Below are 18270 nucleotides of genomic sequence, written 5' to 3' on the forward strand. Positions count from 1 at the left end.
CAGGTGGGCCAAAATTCGTCAGCACACCCGGGCCAGAATCCGATAGCAAAGCCATTGGGCGGACGGCGGACCCTCCTATCGGCGCTAGGCAAGTGGGCGCCGTCACATGACCGTGCCTGCGCCCCTCGGGACCTCGGCACCGCTGCTCGAGGCAGCAAATCACCAGGACGGCGCCATTCATGCGCGGCGGCCGACACGGGCGCACAATCGAGTGGCCACCGTGCCGTTTCCTTACTGGTGATCGCGTGTGGCGCGCCGCTTGATTGCCCGGCAGGGCTCCGTCGCTCATGCCAAGCGCCTCAGTAGTGTCGCCCGATGCGCGGGTCGCGAAGCGCCGCCTCGAGCAGGACCTGCAGCGTGCGGTCGATGGTGACGCCGTCCCGTTCGCACAGGCGGCTGAGGGAGGCGTGCGTTGTCGCAGATATCTCGATGGAAACGCTTTGCTTGCGCGCTCGATGCTCGCGCTGGCGCTCCGCTCCGGATTTCCGCCGCTTGCGGCTCGAAGGCGCGGCATCGTCGGGTGCCAAGGATGTCGGTCCGCTTTCCGGCCGCAGGTCAGCCTTGGGTCCGGCGCCACCGGCACCGCCATCCTGCCGTTCGGCACCGCCCTCGACGCCGCGCTTTCCGGCTTGGGCGCGGGCCTTAGCGTGACGAGCGCGCAGGCGCTTGCACACGCTGAAGCGCCTGTCGCTTTCGGCGATGGCATCGGCCTCCGCGATGGCGATCCTCTCGGCTTCCTCGCGCGCCCTCAGGTCGGCGTCGGCTGCCTCTAGCACCGCTTCTCGCTGCCGCAGCTTCTCCTCACGCATGACCAGGTCGTCGTGCTGGCTCATCAGCCGGAGGCCGACCGGCCAGCCCAGATTCCAGAAGGGCGCCAGGTTCCGCAGGCGGCCGCGGTAGCGGGGCGCCGGGAGGGATATCAGGCCCTTGCGTCCGGCGGCGACGCCGTCGTCGTAGGCGTCGGCCTGCGCTTCCGTCCATCTGCTCCGATGCGAAACCACGAGTGGGATCGTCCGCTCAAGCATCTCGTCGTGAACCCGACGCGTGTATGTCCGTGCCGCGGCCTTGCAGACGACGTACCCGGCTCGCCAGCCAGCCTGCCAAGAAGCGCGGGAAGGCTGACACTTCTTGAGGTCGATCGCCTTGGAGTCGTCGCCGAGGCCGTTCCACCCCCTCGCGTATCCCTGGCGCCACGCTTCACGATCGGCGTCGGTCAGAGCTTCCGGAACGACCCCCGCGATATCCGCCGCCTGCAATCCTTCCTCGATCGCGCGCAACTCCGCCGCTGTCCAAGCCATCTCGCACCTCGGCATTTCGTCACCGGGTGACAGCCCGCCAGGAATGGTGGCCCCGGTACAGGGGGCGTCCGCCACTGGCGAAGGGCCAATTCTTTGGCCTCGACGCCCTTCGCGGTTCGCCCGCCAAGGATCTGCGAGGGGCATCGGTCAGCCAGTCCGGAGTGCTCGAAGGCGCAACCAAGACCTAGCCCCCCTGGCACCGCAGGATCGCCAGTCACCCAGTGACATTGGTCACCAGGTGACGTTTCGGTCGGCGCTTCTCGGCGCGCCAGTCACCGAGCTGCCCGAGTTAATTCTTCGGGGCCCGCGCCGCTCTCGCACCCAGCAGGCCGAATCCTGCGAGTTTGCGATAGGGTACAAGGACTAGCCTGCTAAGCCTTGCAAGGATGGCGTCCGCCAAGACCGCAGATGGGACATTCGCGTCACCGGGTGACAGATGTCACCAGGTGACGTCGGATCCAGCCTTTCTCGGTAAGCTCTGTCGGCGCCGGGCCAACGTGCTGGACGGACGGACCGCCGTCAGCCGGTGGCCGCCATCGGGCGAGCAAGCGGCGCCCTGCATGTTGCCGAGCGGCGTGTCGCCTGGCGCACGTCCAGGGACCCCGGCCTCGCTGGTGACCGGCGCCCGTCAGGGCCTCCGAAGTGGCCGCTCGGGCCGGGCCGTGATGGGCGGCGCCTTGTGCCGCGACCGCCTACGGGCCGGTGAGCGCCAGGTCCACGGCGGCTTCGGCATGGATGGCGGTGGTGTCGTAGAGCGGCACAGGGCTGTCCTCAGGCCGGACGAGCAGCATGATCTCCGTGCAGCCCAGGATCACGGCCTCGGCGCCGCGCTCGACCAAGCGGGCGATGACCTCGCTGTACGCCTGCCGAGAGGCGGGCTCGACGCGCCCCTGGACCAACTCCTCGTAGATGACGCGGTGGACGAGGGCGCGGTCCTCGGTCCCGGGCACCAGCACCTCCAGCCCATGCCGGTCCCGCAACCGGCTTCGGTAGAACTCCTGCTCCATGGTGAAGGCCGTCCCCAGCAAGCCGACCCGCCGCATCCCGGCTGCGCGGATGCGCTCGGCCGTGGGGTCAGCGATGTGCAGCAGGGGTATGCCAACCGCCGCCTGCACCTCGTCTGCCATGCGGTGCATGGTGTTGGTGCAGATCACCAGGAAGTCCGCCCCGCCGCGCTCGAGGCGCCCGGCGGCCTCGGCCATCAGGGCCGCGGCGGCGTCCCAGCGCCCGGCGTGCTGCAGGGCCTCGACCTCGGCGAAGTCGAAGGACCACATCAGGCATCGCGCCGAGTGCAGGCCCCCCAGGCGGTCGCGGACGCGCTCGTTGATGATGCGGTAGTACTCGGCCGAGCTTTCCCAGCTCATGCCGCCGATGAGCCCGATGACCTTCCGCGACACTAACAACCCCTCCGGCTTCGCGCGAATCCTACGACATCCTCTGGCGATCCTACAGCAGCCTAATGGGGCCGCCGCAGGGGAAAGACGCCCTTACTAGCGCTGCCATCGGTCCTGGCTGGGGCTCAGCAAGCCGAGGTTGGTGCCCCCGGTTCCGCTTCTCCGCCCACCCGATTGGCGGCACCCAGCTTGGCGAACGTCATTCGGTCGAGCCACCGTGCTATCGGTGCCGGGCGCCCGAACAGGAAGCCCTGGGCCTCGGTGCAGCCGCTCGCGGCTACCGCCGCGAACTGCTCCTCCGTCTCGACGCCTTCGGCGGTGCACGGCATCCGGAGCACACCGCACAGGTCGACGATGGCGCGAAGCAGGGCCGCGCAGTCCGGTTCCTTTCCCAAGTTGCGCACGAAGCCCCGGTCGAGCTTGACCCTGGTGAAGGGGAAACGCCGTAGCGCGCTGAGCGAGGAGGTACCCGCCCCGAAGCCGTCCATGGCCACGCCGACGCCGAGCCCGCGCAGCTTGTGGAGCACCCCGAGCGCGGCCTCGGTCTCGTGCAGCAGGGTGGCCTCGGTGACGTCCAACTCGAGCCGGGCAGGTTCGAGGCCGGAGGCGGCGAGCGCCGCAGCAACGCGAGCGGGGAACTCCGGGGTCAGCTGCAGCGGCGAGACGTTCACCGCCAGCTTCGGCCGCCCGGCCAGACCGGCCACCTCGGCGCAGGCACGCTGGAGTGCCCAGTCGCCAAGCGCGGGCATCATGCCGGAGCCTTCGGCCAATGGCATGATGGTTTGCGGCATGACCAGCCCGCGCTCGGGATGTCGCCACCGGAGAAGGGCCTCGAAGCCGAGAACCTGGCGGGTCGCCACCTCGACCACCGGCTGGTAGTGGAGTTCGAGCCCGCCCGCCTCAATGGCCTCGCGGAGGTCGTGCTGCAGCCCGCGGGACACCTGCAGGCGCATGTCGGTTTCCGGTTCGAAGAAGCGGTGCTGACCGCGACCGCCAGCCTTGGCGCGGTAGAGGGCGAGGTCGGCGCTCCGCAGCAACTCGTCGGGACCGGCACCGTCGTCGGGAGCGAGGGCGACCCCTACGCTGGCGCCCACCTCCACACGATGTCCGTCCAGCTCGAAGGTCCGCCCGAGGGCTTCGACGATGCGCCGCGCCAGATCCTCGGCGTCCCGCGTTCCCGTCTTGCTCCTGATCACGGCGAACTCGTCGCCGCCCAGCCGGGCAACGATGTCGCCCTCGGCCACCTCGGACCGCAGTCGCCCGGCAACGGCGCACAGCAACAGGTCGCCCGCCTGATGGCCCAGCGTGTCGTTGACCGGCTTGAACCGGTCGAGGTCGATGTAGAGAAGCGCTGTGCAGCTGCTCTCTGGGGCACCCCTCATCGCCTCCTCAAGCGCCTGCCGGAACAGCACCCGGTTGGCCAGGCTAGTGAGGGCGTCGTGGTGCGCCATGTGGGCGATGCGCTCGGCGGAGCGCCGCTGCTCGGTGATATCCTCATGCGTCGCCACCCAGCCGCCGTCGGGCATGGGCTGGTGCTTGATCACGATGGTCCGGCCATTCGCCATCTCGACCGCAGTCTCGGAGGCGACGTCCCGTGCGGCCACGGCATTGCGCCAGGCATGATACTCGTCGGGCGTCGTGCGTGGGCCGCTCCCCGCGCTCACGCGAAGCTCGATGACCTCCCGAAGGGTCATCCCGGGCAGAATGCTCTCTGGAGCCAAGTCATAAAGTTCAGCGTAGCGGCGGTTGGCCAGGATGAGGCGCTGCTCCCCGTCAAAGAAGCACACCCCATGGGACATGCGCTCCAGCGCGGTCTCGAAGCGCACCAAGCAGGTCTCGAGGTCGACACCGGTGCGGCCTGGCGTGGTACCGGGCGGGTGTGGCGTGCGGCAGCCTGGGGCTTCCTGAAGGGCGTCCGGCGACATTGGGCAGGCAGGCTGCGGTCCGTCTGTGAGCGCCACGTCCGATATCCAATAGGAAGAGGAAGAACTGCAACCTAGGGTTATAGTGCCTTGCCCGCAACTAAAACCGCTTCGGTGGTCACGGCCTCGCCTGCCGATGTTGGGTCCGCTCGCCCGATTGTCCCCGCGGTTGGTTTGGACTGCGTGGCAGCAAAATTCAGGCTACACCGCCCTTGGCTGACAGGGGAGGCGCGGTCCCCATCTTGGAGATTGGATGGCCGACACGCTGACTGGACCCGAAACCGTCTCCGAGCGACGGGCGAGGCCAAGCGGACGCGGGCATCTGCTCGGCCTGCGGACGTATCTGCTTGGCCTGGTCCTCGCGGTGCTGGTGCCCGCCCTGGCCGTGGCGGGCGCGGCGGCCTGGAATCTCGCGGACAGCTACCGCCGTTCCTTCGAGGCGCGGCTGCAGGATACCGCGCAAGCGCTGGCCCTGTTCCTCGATAGCGAGATCCGCACCCACCTCGCCGCGGTGTCCTCGCTGGCCTCGTCGCCCCTCCTCGAACGGGACGATCTTGCCGCCTTCGAGATCTGGGCGCGGCGGATCAGCGATTCCGTCAGCGGCTGGGTCGTCGTGAACGACGCCGCCCGGGGCCACCAGCAGCAAGTGAACACGGCGCTGGCCCCCGGTGCGCCGATGCCGCCGCCCTCGCAGCCGGGCGAGGGCGCCTGGGACGTCATCCGGCGCGCTGTCGAGACCCGGCGGCCCGCAGTGTCCGACTACTTCGTTGGGCGAGGAACCGGTCGGCCCATGGTAGCCGTCGCAGCCCCCGCGCAGCAGCGGGGCGAGGTGACACGGGTGGTGGTGCTGGCCCTGGACCCAGCGCAACTTTCAAGCCGCCTGCGTGCCATGCACTCCGCCGACGGGGCTTTCGTCTCCGTCGCTGACGGCCGGGGCCGCATCGTGGCGCGCTCGCGGGACCACGAGCGGTTCCTCGGGGTCGTGCCGCCCAGCCGCGCGGTCCCCGCGGCGGAACGGGCACGCGGCGTCTTCCGCAGCTCCTCCGTCTATGGCGAGGACGCGCTCTATTCCGCCCAGCCGCTGCGGGAGGCGCCTGGCTGGACCGTGGCTGTGGCCGAGCCCTACGCCCGGTACCGGAGCAGCTGGCTGATCCCGCTGGCCGCCCTGGTGGGCGGCGGCCTGGCCGCCCTGGCGCTTGGCCTCGGCGTGGCGACACGGCTGGCGCACCAGGTCCTTCGCCCAGTCGAAGCACTGGTCTGCCGGGCCGAGACCGTCGCCGCCGATGGCCGCAGGCGGGACCCAGTACCCGATGGAGCGCTGGGTACCGGCGTCGCCGAGTTCGAGACCTTGCGGGCAGCAAGTGAGCGGGCCGAGGATGCCATGGCCGTTCGGGAGACCGAGTTCCGGGCTATCTTCGAGACCGCCGCCGCAGGCGTCGCGGAGGTCGATGCCGGAACCCGGCGTTACCTGCGGGTCAACCGGCGCTTCTGCAAGATTGTCGGGCGGAGCGAGGCCGAACTGGTCGATAGGCTTGGACCGTTGAACCTCCTCCATCCGCTGGATCATGGACGCGTCCCGTCCTTCATCGTCTTCGAACGGGGCGGAGAGGCGGATGAAGAATGCCGCTTGGTGCGGCCGGACGGTGCGGTGGTCTGGTTGCGGCTGAGCGCAGCCGTTTCAGCCCGCGACGCCGAGGGGCGGCCGCTGCGCGCCGTCAGCGTGGTCCAGGACGTCACCGAGCGGCGGCGTGCCGAGGAAACGAGGACGCTGCTGGCGCGCGAGGTGGATCACCGCGCCAAGAACGTACTTGCTGTCGTTCAGGCGGCGCTGCGTCTTACCCCGAAGCACGACGCGGCCACCTACGCCCGAGCCGTCGAGGGCCGGGTTTCGGCGCTGGCGCGCGCCCATACGCTCCTAGCCGAGGCGCGGTGGCAAGGTGCGGACTTGCGCGCGTTGGCCGAAGCGGCGCTCAAGGGCTTTCTTCCCGCCCAGGATCAGGCGGCAGGCAATGCCCCGACCGCCTGCCTGATGGGCCCCGCAATGGTCCTGTCGCCCGCTGCCACGCAGCCGTTCTCGGTCGTGCTGCACGAGCTTGCTACCAACGCCACCAAGCACGGCGCCCTGTCGGTGGAACGGGGCAGGGTCGACCTACATTGGTCCATTGATGAGGAGGCCGCACTCGTGCGTCTCCGCTGGATCGAACGGGGTGGCCCTCAAGTGGGGGGTCCTCCTGAACGGCGTGGATTCGGCACCCGCTTCATGGAGGCGACCGTACTCGATCAGCTGGGCGGTGCAGTGCGGAGTTCGTGGGAGCTTGCGGGGCTGGTCTGCGAGGTTGATGTGCCTGTCAGACGCGCCTTGGCGGCCGCAAGAACCGCATAACTCTCGCGCCAATAAGCAGCACACCGCCCGAGCCACTCTGCGACATACACGGTAATCAGGTGTAGTCATTCAACTTTAAGTTGCTGAAGCCATCTTTGTCTGTAGGGAAGTTGAAACGTCGCGGTTTCGTCGACATCACGTAGATGCGAGTCGAAGAACCGTTTACAGTCCGGATGAGAATGGCTGAACCGAGGGTTTGCCTTGGGACACGAACAACAACCCAGATCCCATAACTTCGATGCGCCAAACCTTTCGAGGTGGGTGAGCGCTGCCGCATCCGTCTATCGAGGCCGCTCCAGAGCTGCCCAACCAAGGTCCGGCGACGGAGCCTTCAGGACACCATCGACCGAGGCTGGTTGGCGCAGCCCGACCCTGGCGGGTCATTTCATTCGTCTAGTCGTCACCGTGACGGTGCTGCTCGCGGCGCTCGGTGCGGTTGGGCTCTGGGCTCAGAGCCGCAGCGATCGTAACCGAGCCGAGGCGCAACTCGTCGAACAGGCACGCACCCTGGCTTGGCTGGTGGACAGGGAGTTCGAGCGGACCCTGGACACGGCTCGGTTGCTTGCCGCCTCGGATGCCCTCGCCCGGCGCGACCTGGACGCGTTGAGCCGCGACATGCGCGCTGCCAGCACCCTGCTCTCCGCGGGACTTCCTGAGGGCACGCTCCCCGTGCGGATCAGCCTTGTCGATGTCGAAGGTGTCCGGACACTCGATACCAGGGCGCCGGACGGGCGGGGCGGCGGGCGCCGGGCCATGCCGCATGCGATCGAGGCCATCGCGTCAGGGACGCCTCAGGTTTCTGGCGTCTTCACCGGACCGCCCGACGCCATCCCGGACATCGCCGTGGCGGTCCCTGTCCTGGCATCCGGGCCCGATGCCGCAGGACGGACCCCCACCGTCGGCGCGATCGGTGTCACGGTCCCGCGTGCCCGGCTGGTCGCCATCGTGTCGGAGCCGGGGCTGGCCCCTGGTGGCATAGCCACGGTGCATGACCGCAGCGGCACGACCGTAGCGCGGTCGGTCCGAGACGCCGAAACGGTCGGCTCCATGCCCAATCCCGCCGTGCTCGCTGCGATGCTCGGTGCCGAGGGCGCACGTACCCTCCCGCAGGCCCGGACGCTCGAGGGGGAACCCGCGATGGTCGCCGTGGCGCGGGCCCCTCGCAGCGGCTACCTCGTCAGGCTGGACATCCCCGAGCGGGTGGCCCTGGCGCCGATCCGCGCCTCGCTCATTCGCAGCGCGGTCTTGGGCGTGGCGGCCTTGACCCTGGCTGTCGTGGTTGCGCTTCTCATGGCCCGCTCCATCGTTGCCGCCATCGGCCGCGTGCCTGCGGCCGCCGCCGCGGCTGCGCGGGGAGAGCCGCCTGTGGCGCTCGGGCTGCGCGAGGCCGACGAGCTCGCGGCGTCGCTCGCCGCGACCCTGGCCGAACGTGAGCGAGCAGCGGCGGACGCCCGTGCGCTGTTCGAGAACAGCCCCGTAGGTGTCGCCATCTCCGACATGGGCGGCCGGGTACACGCGGCCAACGACGCCTTCCTGGCCCTGATCGGGCGGGACCGAACGGAATTCGAGGCCAAGCCGCCCCGCTGGGACCTGATGACGCCCGAGGAGTGGCTGCCCCGGGACGAGGCAGCCAGCGCAGAAGCAGTGGCCGTCGGGAAATGCACCCCGTTCGAAAAGGAGTACCTGCGGCCCGACGGCGTCCGCGTCCCGGTGCTGGTCTCCCTCGGTCTGATCGACCGGGCCAGCGGCCTTACCGCCTCCTTCGTCATCGACCTGAGCGAACGCAAGGCGGCCGAGAGGGCGCTGCGCGAGAGCGAGGCCCGGTTCCGCTCGCTGGCCGATGCCATGCCTCAGCTCGTTTGGTCGGCACGTCCGGATGGCTCGCCCGACTACTCCAATGCGCGCTGGCGCGAGTTCTTTGGCAGCGCGGCGGGGATGCCGCTGCAGGCGGTCTGGCGCGAGGCCATTCATCCCGATGATCTGCAGGGCGTCCGCGAGCGCTGGCGGCGGTCGCTGCGGACCGGCAGCCCCTACGAGACGGAATGCCGCCTGCGGCGCCATGACGGGGCCTACGTCTCGGTCCTCGCCCGCGCCCTGTCCGTGCGTGACGCGGCGGGCCGCGTGACCCGCTGGTTCGGTACCTGCACAGACATCACCGACATCGTGGCCGCCCGCGAGGTCATGGCGCGCCGCAAAGTGGAGATGGAGCGCCTTGCCGCGGAGCGCGCGCGCGAGCTGGACGACACGCAGTTGCGGCTGGCGCAGGCCCAGCGCGTCGAGGCGCTCGGTCATCTCGCGGGTGGCATCGCCCACGATGTGAACAATGTGCTCCAGGCAGTGAGGAGCGGCGCCGGACTGTTGCTGCGCAGCCCGGAGGACCGGGATGACGTGCGTCGGCTTGCCAGCATGATAGGCGAGGCCGCTGGACGCGGTGCCGCCGTGACCCACCGGCTGCTGGCTTTCTCCAGGGGCGGCGAGCTAAGGGCCGAGGCCATCGATGCCGCCGCCATCCTCGAAGGCCTCCGCGAGATGCTTGCCCGCACACTCGGCGCTGCCATCGAGGTCCGCATAGAGGTTCCGCCCGGCCTGCCGCCGCTGCGGGCCGACCCGGGCCAGCTAGAAACCGTGCTAGTCAACCTCGCCACCAATGCCCGCGACGCGATGCCGAGCGGTGGCCGCCTCACCTTTGCGGCCGCGCTCGACGCCGCAGGCTCCCGGATGGTGCGTCTGTCGGCTTGCGACACCGGTGTCGGAATGGACGAGGCAACGCTGGCGCGGGCGCGGGAGCCATTCTTCACGACTAAGGAGGCCGGAAAGGGGACCGGCCTTGGGTTGGCGATGGCCAAGGATTTCGCGGAGGGAAGCGGCGGGAGCCTGGACGTCGAGAGCGAGCCCGGACGAGGCACGGTGGTCACCATCAGGCTGCCGGTCACGGCGGTGCCGCCTGGAGCTCAAGGGCTCAGCCCGGTGTCCGTTCCGTCAAGGGCCGCCGTGCTCGGACGCGTGCTGCTCGTGGATGACGAGGATCTCGTCCGGGAAAGCGTCGCCGAGGAACTCGCGGCAATCGGCCACGACGTGCGGGCCGTGGCTTCGGCGGCGGAGGCCCTTGCGCTGCTGGACGCGGGGGACGCAATCGACATCCTCATGTCGGACCTCTCCATGCCGGGCATGGACGGCATGACGTTGATCCGGGAGGCAAGGAGCCGCAGGCCAGGAGTGCCCGCGGTATTGCTGACGGGTACCGACCCAGGTGACCTCGCGCGCGAGGATGCAGGCGGAAGCATGGTCCTGCTGCTCCGCAAACCCATCGGGAGCGAGCGCCTGGCGGAAAGCGTCGCGGCGCTCCTGGAAGCCAGGAGCTGTTGACGCACGTCGCCTGCGCTTCGGCGACATTCATGGGTGTGCTGGAACCAAAACGTTGTGACTGCCACGCTGCCGGTCTGCTGCGCCCCGCCCAGAGGTGATGCTGGATGGCAACACGTGGAAATGGCGCTTGGGCGGCCGTGACGCTTACTAGCCGAACGTGCTTATCTTGGCGACCGCCGGACGAAGAGGGGGTCGTGATGAACTCGGAATCCCATACTGATCCCCCTTCGGTAAAGCCCGTTGCGGTAGCCGAACTCGTAATCCCGCTCGAGCGCGACGTCTTCACCCGCAGCCTGATCCGGGAATTGGCAGGCACTCTCGAGGAGGTGGTCGGCCTGCAGGAGGCGTCCGGCTTCATCAGCGTCGTCGGCGGCCGCATCGGCGAGCAGATTGACCGGGACTACCGTGAGGCGCTCGGCGTCGGTCGGCTGACCCGTGAGCAGGTGGTCGAGGTCTTGGTCGACCTCAAGCGGCGGATCCAGGGCGACTTCTCCGTCGTCGAGGCGTCCGAGGAACGCCTCGTGCTGGTCAATCGTCTCTGCCCCTTCGCCGAGAAGGTGATCGGCCGCCCGTCAATGTGCATGATGACCAGTAACGTCTTCGGCCGCATCGCCGCCGACAACCTCGGCTACGCCAAGGTGGAACTGGCTCAGAGCATCGCCGAGGGCCATTCGGGCTGCCGGGTGGTGGTGCACCTGGAGCAGACGCCGGACACCGCGGCGGCGGCGGGCCGCGAGTATTTCCGGGCGGCCGACCCCGGCCCGTGAACGCGGTGGCCGCCTTCGTCGAGACGGCCAATGCGGTCGAGGAAACGATGCTCCTCGTGACGCCCTCCGGCGAGATCGTTGCGGCCAACCGGGCCGCCGTCGCCGAGTTCGGGACCGAGATTTTGGCGACGCGGCGCCTTGGCGACTTCCTGGCGGGCGAGTCTTGGCGGCTTGCCGATTTCCTGCACCGCTGCTCCGGAGGCAAGGAGGCGATCCCCGCGGTGCTCGCCTTCAGGGCCGCCGGGTGGGACGGGACCCGGGAGTTTCGCGTCGACGGGGCGTTGTTCCGGCCCGATCCGGACCTGCCACTACTGTTGCGGCTGCGGATGCGGCCAAAGGAGGCGGCTACACGCTCCTTCGGGCTGCTGACACGGCAGGTCGAGGAGCTCAACCGCGAGATCGACCGGCGCAGGCGCTACGAAGCCGAACTGACCGAGGCCCTACGCGGGCAGGTTGCCCTGCTGCAGGAGCTGCAGCACCGGGTACGCAACACAATACAACTCTTCCTGGGGCTGCTGAACCGCGAAGCCAGGCAGGCAGGAGGCGGTCCGCCGAACCTCCGGGACCTCGCCGCCCGCTTCCAGGCCGTTGGCTTCGTGCAGAAGCAGGTTGGCGCCAGTCACGCAGCGCTGAACCACATCGATATTGCCCAGCTGGCCAGCGACCTCGTCGCCTTCCGTCACCCCGACACGGGAGGAGAGAACGCGTTCGGGGTGGACGTCGAGCCCATCGTCGTTCCGGTCGAGGTGGCCACGCCGTTGGCCCTGCTGCTCAACGAATGCCTAGCGGCCACGCTACCGAGGCGTCCAGGCCTGATCGCCGGAGGTGCCGATGGGGCCGGTCGCCTTCGCCTTGCCCTAAGCCAGGACGGCGCCGCCGAAGCCTTCGCCGCGGCTGCGCGCAAACCCCTGGCGGGCATGCTTGCGGCTCAGCTTCAAGGCTCCGTTGCGAGCGACATCAGTCAGGGCAAGCCAACGCTCGTCATCGGCTTCCCGCACCCGATGTCGCTGGCGCCGTTCTCCGCCGCTGAGCCCACCGTTTCCCGGCGCTGACCGCCGAGTGATGCGGCATACCCAAGGCGAGCAAGCAGCCTGCAGGACGGGTTTGCGGAACCGTCCTGTTGATCCAGATGCCTCGACGCGCAGCGGACCCTCAAGGAGACGAAAAGGGTTGCGAGTGAGCCGATCCAGTCGATCCAGCCAACTCGCTGCGCGCCCGCCAGCGTTGCGGAAGTGCATGTCCAGCGTACGACCCGAACGCACGGTCAACGGTGCCACCAGTTGCTAAAGAATTCCCCCCAAACCTTCCGAAACCCTAACGCCTGATTCGGAACTCCCGCCAGTTCACACGGTTACTGCAATGCTGCGGCGCAGCAAATCAGCTTACGGGTCGAGTGCCCCGGTGCCGGTATGCGTCGATGCCCTTCCTTTGTGTCTCAGGCGCGGCCAAGGGCCGATCGCACACCCTGTCACGTCGTAAGGATTACCTTGAACTTCTTCACAGCCGCCGAAGCATTGACGCGCAGCCGCGCCGCACAGGTCGGCGTAGCCGCCTTGGGTGCCCTTGCCGTCGCCAATTACGTCATGGCGCGTGACGCCGAGCGCAGGCACCCACCTCGCGGCCGCTTCGTCGAGGTCGACGGCGTTCGGCTGCACTACACCGACCGGGGCACCGGCGACCCCGTCGTGCTCATCCACGGCAACGCCGTGTCGGGGGACGAACTACGACACCAGCGGTGTGACCGATCTCCTGCTCCGGACCAACCGGGTCATCGTCTTCGATCGGCCTGGCTTCGGCCACAGCGAACGTCCGCGCGGTCGTGCGTGGACCGCCATGGAGCGGCCCAGCGACAGGCTGAGCGCGCTCCGGGAAGTTCTCGCAGGGAGGTGCGGGATGCCGGTGGTTGTGGCCGCGGAGACTGAGAGGTTCCAGCCGGGCACGTGTTACATCGGCGAGCCCGATGGACACCTCACCCTGGTCGATCACAACCTGGCCGCGCTCGTCCCAGGCTCGGGGCACCGGCTGCGCAACCGCACTATCGACACATTGTTCGTCTCGGTTGCCCGCCACGCCGGGCGGCGGGCGTTGGGCGTCGTCCTTTCCGGCTCGCTCGACGACGGCTCCCGGGGGCTGGCTGCCATCCACGCGGCGGGAGGCCTGACCATGGTCCTCGACCCAGGCGGCAAGCCGCGTGGAATGCAACAGAACGCCATCGATTTCGACGGCCCCATAAGCCTCGTCGGCACCGCCACGGCAATCGCCGGTGCCATCGGCCGGGTGCTAGAGGAGGCTTCGGGAAAGCCGTATCTCGGTCCCAGCCCGCCAGCGTCCGAACCCATCTGACCGCCGCGGCTCGAGGATGGGTTCCACGGTGCCAGGCTTCCGAACGGCTGTTTCGGCAGCCCTGCCCTTCGGGTTCAAGAGCGCCCCTGCCATCTTGTGCGCCCGACTCCAGATCCCGGGTCATTGCACGGAAGGCCTAAGGCTTTAGATTCCAGGCATGCGCCTCCGGGACATGACCGACTTTGCCTTCTCCACGCGCCATCGAGACCTCGGATGAAGGCCGCCGCCCATCCGGCTGTCGGCGGAGGTTGGGCCTAAGGTGCGCGGCGCGCCAGAACTTGTCTTCCTCCAGGGTGGCGGCGGGGTCGGGGCGCTTATGCGCTCGATGGACTGGTCGGCGTCGCCACTTGGCGCTCCCCGTGGCTGGCCGCAGTCGTTGCGGTCCGTTGTCACTCTGCTGCTCAGCTCGAAGTCCCCAATGTTCGTCGTGTGGGGCCCCGAACTGGCCTTCCTCTACAACGACCCCTACCTGGAGATCCTGGGCGCCAAGCACCCCGCTGCCCTTGGCGGCCGGTTCCGCACCATCTGGTCCGAAGTGTGGCCGGACATAGAGTCCTTGGTGGCCACCGCGCTGGCGGGGGAGGCGCTTTACCGTGAGGACATGCCTTTGGTCCTCAATCGCCACGGTGACGAGGAGGCTTGCTGGTTCACCTTCTCCTACTCGCCAGTGAGCGACGAAGGCGGCTCGGTGACCGGATTGCTGTGCATCATGTCCGAGACGACCGGCAAGGTGCTTGCGGAACGGCGCAACGCCTTCCTCGTCGGGCTCGAGGAGCGGCTTCGAAGCCTGACGGCTCCGCGGGAAGTCACGGCGGCGGCCGCCGAGTTCCTCGGCCGCCAGCTCCATGCCGGACGCGTGGGCTACGGCGACATCGACGCCCAGCAGAAGGTTGTCTCGGTCGAGCGGGACTGGACCCGCGACGGGACGGTGGCCAGCCTGGCGGGCGAGGCGCGCGTCCTCGACGGTTTCGGCCCTGCGGTCATCGCCGAACTCAAGGCGGGACGGACGCTCGTCGTCGAGGATTGCTACGCGGATCCCCGCGTCAGCGAAGCCCATGCTGCGACCTGGGATAGCATCGGGTGCCGCGCGCTCATCGTGGCTCCCCTCATCAAGGAGGGGCACCTGAGGGCTATCCTCTATGTCCATGATGGGGGTGCCCGGCGCTGGGGACCGGGCGATGCGGCCTTGGTCCGGGACACGGCTGAACGGACCTGGGCTGCGGCGGAACGAGGCCGGGCCGAGGCCGCGCTGCGCGACAGTGAGGCGCGGCTGCGCAGCCTGAATGCCGACCTGGAGCGGCAGGTCATCGAGCGCACCCAGGCGCGCGGTCGCACCTGGCAGCTCAGCCCCGACCTGCTGGGAGCGCTGAATTCGAACGGCTATTTGGAGACCTCGAACCCCGCTTGGCAGACCGTCCTCGGCTGGTCCGAGGCCGAGATGGCCAACACATCCATCTTCGAGCTGCTGCACCCGGACGACGTGGAGCGGACCTGGGCGGGGTTCCAGCTGACTCAGCAGGGTCAGCCAGCGATCCGATCCGAGAACCGGTACCGCTGCAAGGACGGCACCTACCGCTGGATCTCCTGGGTCGGCATTCCCGAGGAGGGTATGGTCTACTGCACCGGCCGCGACGTCACCGAGGAGAAGCAGCAGGCCAAGGAGCTGGCCGAGCGCACCGCCGAGCGCGACCACCTATGGCAATCCTCGCCGGACCTGCTGCTGGTCATGGATTTCACCGGCGTCTTCCGCAGGGTAAACCCGGCCTGGACCGCAATCCTTGGCTTCGAGGCGGAGGAACTGGTCGGAACACGGGTCGACCGGCTGGTCCATCCGGACGACATCGAGCTGACTGAGGCGGCGCTGGTGCGGGCAGCAGGAGGGCCGCTGCCGGTTGTCGAGAACCGCTACCGGCACAGGGACGGCTCCTACCGCTGGATATCCTGGGTGGCGGCGCCGCAGGGCGGGATGATCTACGCCATCGGACGGCATGTCACGGTTGAGAAGGAGCAGGCAGACGCGTTGCGGCAGGCCGAGGATGCGCTGCGACAGTCACAGAAGATGGAGGCGGTGGGCCAGCTCACCGGCGGCCTCGCGCACGACTTCAACAACCTGCTGGCGGGCATCTCGGGCAGCCTGCAGATGATGCAGGCTCGCATGGCGCAGGGACGGCTGGGCGAGTTGGACCGCTACATCGCGGCGGCGCTCGGGGCGTCCAGGCGCGCAGCGGCGCTGACCCACCGGCTGCTGGCCTTCACGCGCAGGCAGACGCTTGAGCCGAAGCCGACCGACGTCAACCGCTTGGTGGCGGGGATGGAGGAGTTGGTTCGGCGCACCATGAGCCCGGCGATCGAGGTCGAGATCGTCGGCGCCGCCGGACTTTGGGCCACCTTGGTGGATCCAAACCAGCTCGAGAACGCCCTGCTGAACCTCTGCATCAATGCCCGCGACGCGATGCCGGGCGGCGGACGGCTCACGGTCGAGACGGCCAACCGTTGGCTCGACGAGCGGGCGGCGCGCACGCGCGACCTGCCACCGGGGCAGTATGTCTCTCTCTGCGTGAGCGACACGGGCACCGGCATGACGCCCGACGTCGTCTCCCGCGCCTTCGACCCCTTCTTCACCACCAAGCCGATCGGCATGGGTACTGGCCTTGGCCTGTCCATGATCTACGGCTTCGTGCGCCAGTCCGGCGGGCAGGCTCGCATCTACTCCGAGCCTGGGCAGGGCGCGATGGTCTGCCTCTACCTGCCGAGGCACCATGGCAAGGCCGAAGCCGAGCGGGAGGTTCAAGACCAGATCACGGTGCCGCGCGCCAAGCAGGGCGAGACCGTCCTAGTGGTGGATGACGAGCCAACGGTGCTCATGCTGGTCACCGACGTTCTTTCTGATCTCGGATACACGGCGATCGAGGCGGCCGACGCCGCCGCTGGGCTGCAGGTGCTGGAGTCTGACGCCCGGATTGACCTGTTGGTTACCGATGTCGGCCTGCCCGGCGGGTTGAACGGGCGCCAGCTTGCCGACGCGGCCCGCGTGCACCGCCCGGGGTTGAAAGTGCTGTTCATCACCGGCTATGCCGAGAACGCTGTGCTGAGCCATGGGCATCTCGACCCCGGCATGCACGTGCTGACCAAACCCTTCGCCATCGAGGACATGGCCAACCGAATTAAGCAGCTCGTCGTCGAGGGGTAGCGGCGGGCCGCAAGCCGTTAGTGCCGCGCCCCCAACCTTCCTTAGAACTGAGCTGGTGTGTCCCGACGTGGAGACGGCAAGCGTCCGCATGGTCTGCAAAGCCTGATGGAGACCTCAGGCTTCGAGGGCTCGCGCCCCCGTCACGGCACGCCCGGCTGCACGGATTTGGAACCTGTTGCGTTATGCGTCCATGTGATGGTGCACCTTGGCAAGACCGCGTCCCCGCCAAGCGAAGCGCCAAGGGCAACAACTTTGGAACCATAGGAGGAAGGCGGGGTTCGAGCATCGAGCGGCCTCCAGCGACGAGAACGGGGCCACGACACGGACCCCCAGGACATGGCAGACCCGAATCAAGAAGAAGGCGAGCAGCGAGAGACCGATGAACTCACCGGCATGGCCGGATGGTCAGGACAGCAGGAACTCGCGCTTCTCCGTTCGGCCATACGGGCCATTGGCGAGGCCATCATCATCACGGGCCCGGACCTCGACCCGCCGGGCCCGCTGATCGAGTATGTCAATCCGGGTTTCGAGCACATGACCGGCTACGCTGCCAGCGAGGTCATTGGGAAATCGCCCCGCCTGCTGCAAGGCCCGAACACCGACCGCGCCGAACTTGATCGCCTGCGGGGGGCGCTCAGCGCGGGCTGTCCCTTCCGTGGCAACGCCATCAACTACCGCAAGGACGGGACCGAGTACGCGGTCGAGTGGGTTATCACCCCGGTCCTGGACGCTGGGCGCGTCGCGCACTGGATCGCGGCGCAACGCGACGTGACCGAGCGCAGGCGCGCCGAAGAACGCCAGCAGCGGATGGTCGATGAGCTCAATCATCGCGTCAACAACTCGCTCACGGCGGTGCAATCGGTCGCTGCGCAGACCCTTCAAGACGGACAGCGCAGCGTCGGCGAGATGCGAGAGGCCTTCCGGAACCGGTTGCTGGCCTTGTCCCGCGTGCATGTCCTGCTCGCCCGCGAGCATTGGGAGGGCGTGCCGCTCAAGAGTCTCGCCGCGGGACAGCTAAGCCCCCGGCGCGACCTTGCCAGCGGCCGCATCGATATCGCCGGTCCCGATGTCCGCATCGGCCCCGGTGCCGCGGTTGCTCTCGGCATGGCGTTTCACGAGCTGGCGACCAACGCCCTTCGGCACGGCGCCCTGTCGTCGCAGAGCGGTCACGTCCGGCTCCAGTGGTCCATCGAACCGGGACCGGAAGGTGGGCACCTCCGGTTGCAGTGGACCGAGGAGGACGGCCCACCGGTGCCGTCGCCGCCGCCGCGCCGGGGCTTCGGCTCGCGGTTGCTGGAGCGGGGCCTGGCTCATGGGATACAGGCCGGGGTGCGGCTGCTGTTCGAAACTTCGGGTCTCCGATGCGAAGTGGACGCGCCCCTTAAGGCCGTGGCTGGCACGAAGCGGTGACGACGAGTGGAAGCTAGACCTTCCGCCTGTAGTCCCACCAGCAGCAGCACCGGCACCTCCACTGGGCCAGCGCGCGGCATCCCGGCGAGGCGTCCGGGTTGAGTTGCGGCTGGTCGGCAACGGGCAGGTGCGGCTTCGGATCGAGGACGACGGCGTCGGCCTGCCGCCAGGGCGTCGGGAGGGCTCGCTCGGGCTGC

Annotated in this window: 12 protein-coding genes; 7 read left to right on the top strand and 5 right to left on the bottom strand. The window is 68.6% G+C overall.

The features are described 5' to 3' along the window. Window positions 1–299 precede the first annotated feature (299 nt). The 3 genes from AC5JJ1_RS25195 to AC5JJ1_RS25205 all read right to left on the bottom strand — a co-directional run bounded on the left by AC5JJ1_RS25195 (window position 300) and on the right by AC5JJ1_RS25205 (window position 4518). Window positions 300–1277, bottom strand: a complete 978-nt coding sequence (locus AC5JJ1_RS25195) for a hypothetical protein (protein WP_495787872.1) — start codon at window positions 1275–1277, stop codon at window positions 300–302. Between the two features lie 713 nt (window positions 1278–1990). Then, entirely contained in the window at window positions 1991–2695 is a 705-nt protein-coding gene (locus AC5JJ1_RS25200) for an aspartate/glutamate racemase family protein (protein ID WP_495787873.1), read from the bottom strand. 122 nt (window positions 2696–2817) lie between these two features. Further along, window positions 2818–4518: a putative bifunctional diguanylate cyclase/phosphodiesterase gene (locus tag AC5JJ1_RS25205; RefSeq protein ID WP_495787874.1), complete on the bottom strand. Its 1701-nt coding sequence runs from the start codon at window positions 4516–4518 to the stop codon at window positions 2818–2820. A gap of 349 nt (window positions 4519–4867) precedes the next feature. Here AC5JJ1_RS25205 and AC5JJ1_RS25210 point away from each other — a divergent pair, with 349 nt between their 5' ends. From AC5JJ1_RS25210 to AC5JJ1_RS25225, 4 genes are all read left to right on the top strand, one after another. Further along, on the top strand, window positions 4868–6997 hold the full coding sequence (locus AC5JJ1_RS25210) for an HWE histidine kinase domain-containing protein (RefSeq protein WP_495787875.1): 2130 nt from the start codon (window positions 4868–4870) through the stop codon (window positions 6995–6997). Window positions 6998–7402: 405 nt separating this feature from the next. After that, the gene (locus AC5JJ1_RS25215; protein ID WP_495787876.1) at window positions 7403–10363 is read left to right on the top strand and encodes a PAS domain S-box protein; all 2961 of its coding nucleotides are present in this window, start codon (window positions 7403–7405) and stop codon (window positions 10361–10363) included. Window positions 10364–10560: 197 nt separating this feature from the next. Then, window positions 10561–11130, top strand: a complete 570-nt coding sequence (locus tag AC5JJ1_RS25220; RefSeq protein ID WP_495787877.1) for a methanogen output domain 1-containing protein — start codon at window positions 10561–10563, stop codon at window positions 11128–11130. Further along, complete coding sequence (locus AC5JJ1_RS25225) at window positions 11127–12182, top strand: histidine kinase dimerization/phosphoacceptor domain -containing protein (protein ID WP_495787878.1); 1056 nt, start codon at window positions 11127–11129, stop codon at window positions 12180–12182. Before AC5JJ1_RS25220 ends, AC5JJ1_RS25225 begins: the two co-directional genes overlap by 4 nt. 330 nt (window positions 12183–12512) lie before the next feature. On the opposite strand, the gene AC5JJ1_RS25230 is transcribed toward AC5JJ1_RS25225, so the two are convergent. Next, window positions 12513–12827 carry a hypothetical protein gene (locus AC5JJ1_RS25230; RefSeq protein WP_495787879.1) on the bottom strand — a complete coding sequence of 105 codons (315 nt, stop codon included), beginning with the start codon at window positions 12825–12827 and terminating at the stop codon, window positions 12513–12515. 40 nt (window positions 12828–12867) lie between these two features. Between AC5JJ1_RS25230 and AC5JJ1_RS25235 the strand changes: the two genes are divergently transcribed. From AC5JJ1_RS25235 to AC5JJ1_RS25245, 3 genes are all read left to right on the top strand, one after another. Then, window positions 12868–13473 carry a chemotaxis protein CheB gene (locus AC5JJ1_RS25235; protein WP_495787880.1) on the top strand — a complete coding sequence of 202 codons (606 nt, stop codon included), beginning with the start codon at window positions 12868–12870 and terminating at the stop codon, window positions 13471–13473. Between the two features lie 418 nt (window positions 13474–13891). Then, window positions 13892–16663: a PAS domain S-box protein gene (locus AC5JJ1_RS25240; protein ID WP_495787881.1), complete on the top strand. Its 2772-nt coding sequence runs from the start codon at window positions 13892–13894 to the stop codon at window positions 16661–16663. Window positions 16664–16999: 336 nt separating this feature from the next. Then, window positions 17000–18073 (top strand): HWE histidine kinase domain-containing protein, encoded by a 1074-nt coding sequence (locus AC5JJ1_RS25245; protein WP_495787882.1) that lies wholly within the window; start codon window positions 17000–17002, stop codon window positions 18071–18073. A 13-nt stretch (window positions 18074–18086) separates the two neighbouring features. On the opposite strand, the gene AC5JJ1_RS25250 is transcribed toward AC5JJ1_RS25245, so the two are convergent. Further along, a partial coding sequence (locus AC5JJ1_RS25250) for a hypothetical protein (protein ID WP_495787883.1) occupies window positions 18087–18270 on the bottom strand: 184 nt, incomplete at its 5' end.

The organism is Belnapia sp., assembly GCF_059504005.1.

What these genes read in the sequence shown, in the direction of transcription:
- AC5JJ1_RS25210 (WP_495787875.1), top strand. Translation starts at nt 4,868, where the DNA reads ATGGCCGACACGCTGACTGGACCCGAAACCGTCTCCGAGCGACGGGCG.
- AC5JJ1_RS25220 (WP_495787877.1), top strand. Translation starts at nt 10,561, where the DNA reads ATGAACTCGGAATCCCATACTGATCCCCCTTCGGTAAAGCCCGTTGCG.
- AC5JJ1_RS25240 (WP_495787881.1), top strand. Translation starts at nt 13,892, where the DNA reads ATGTTCGTCGTGTGGGGCCCCGAACTGGCCTTCCTCTACAACGACCCC.
- AC5JJ1_RS25245 (WP_495787882.1), top strand. Translation starts at nt 17,000, where the DNA reads ATGGCAGACCCGAATCAAGAAGAAGGCGAGCAGCGAGAGACCGATGAA.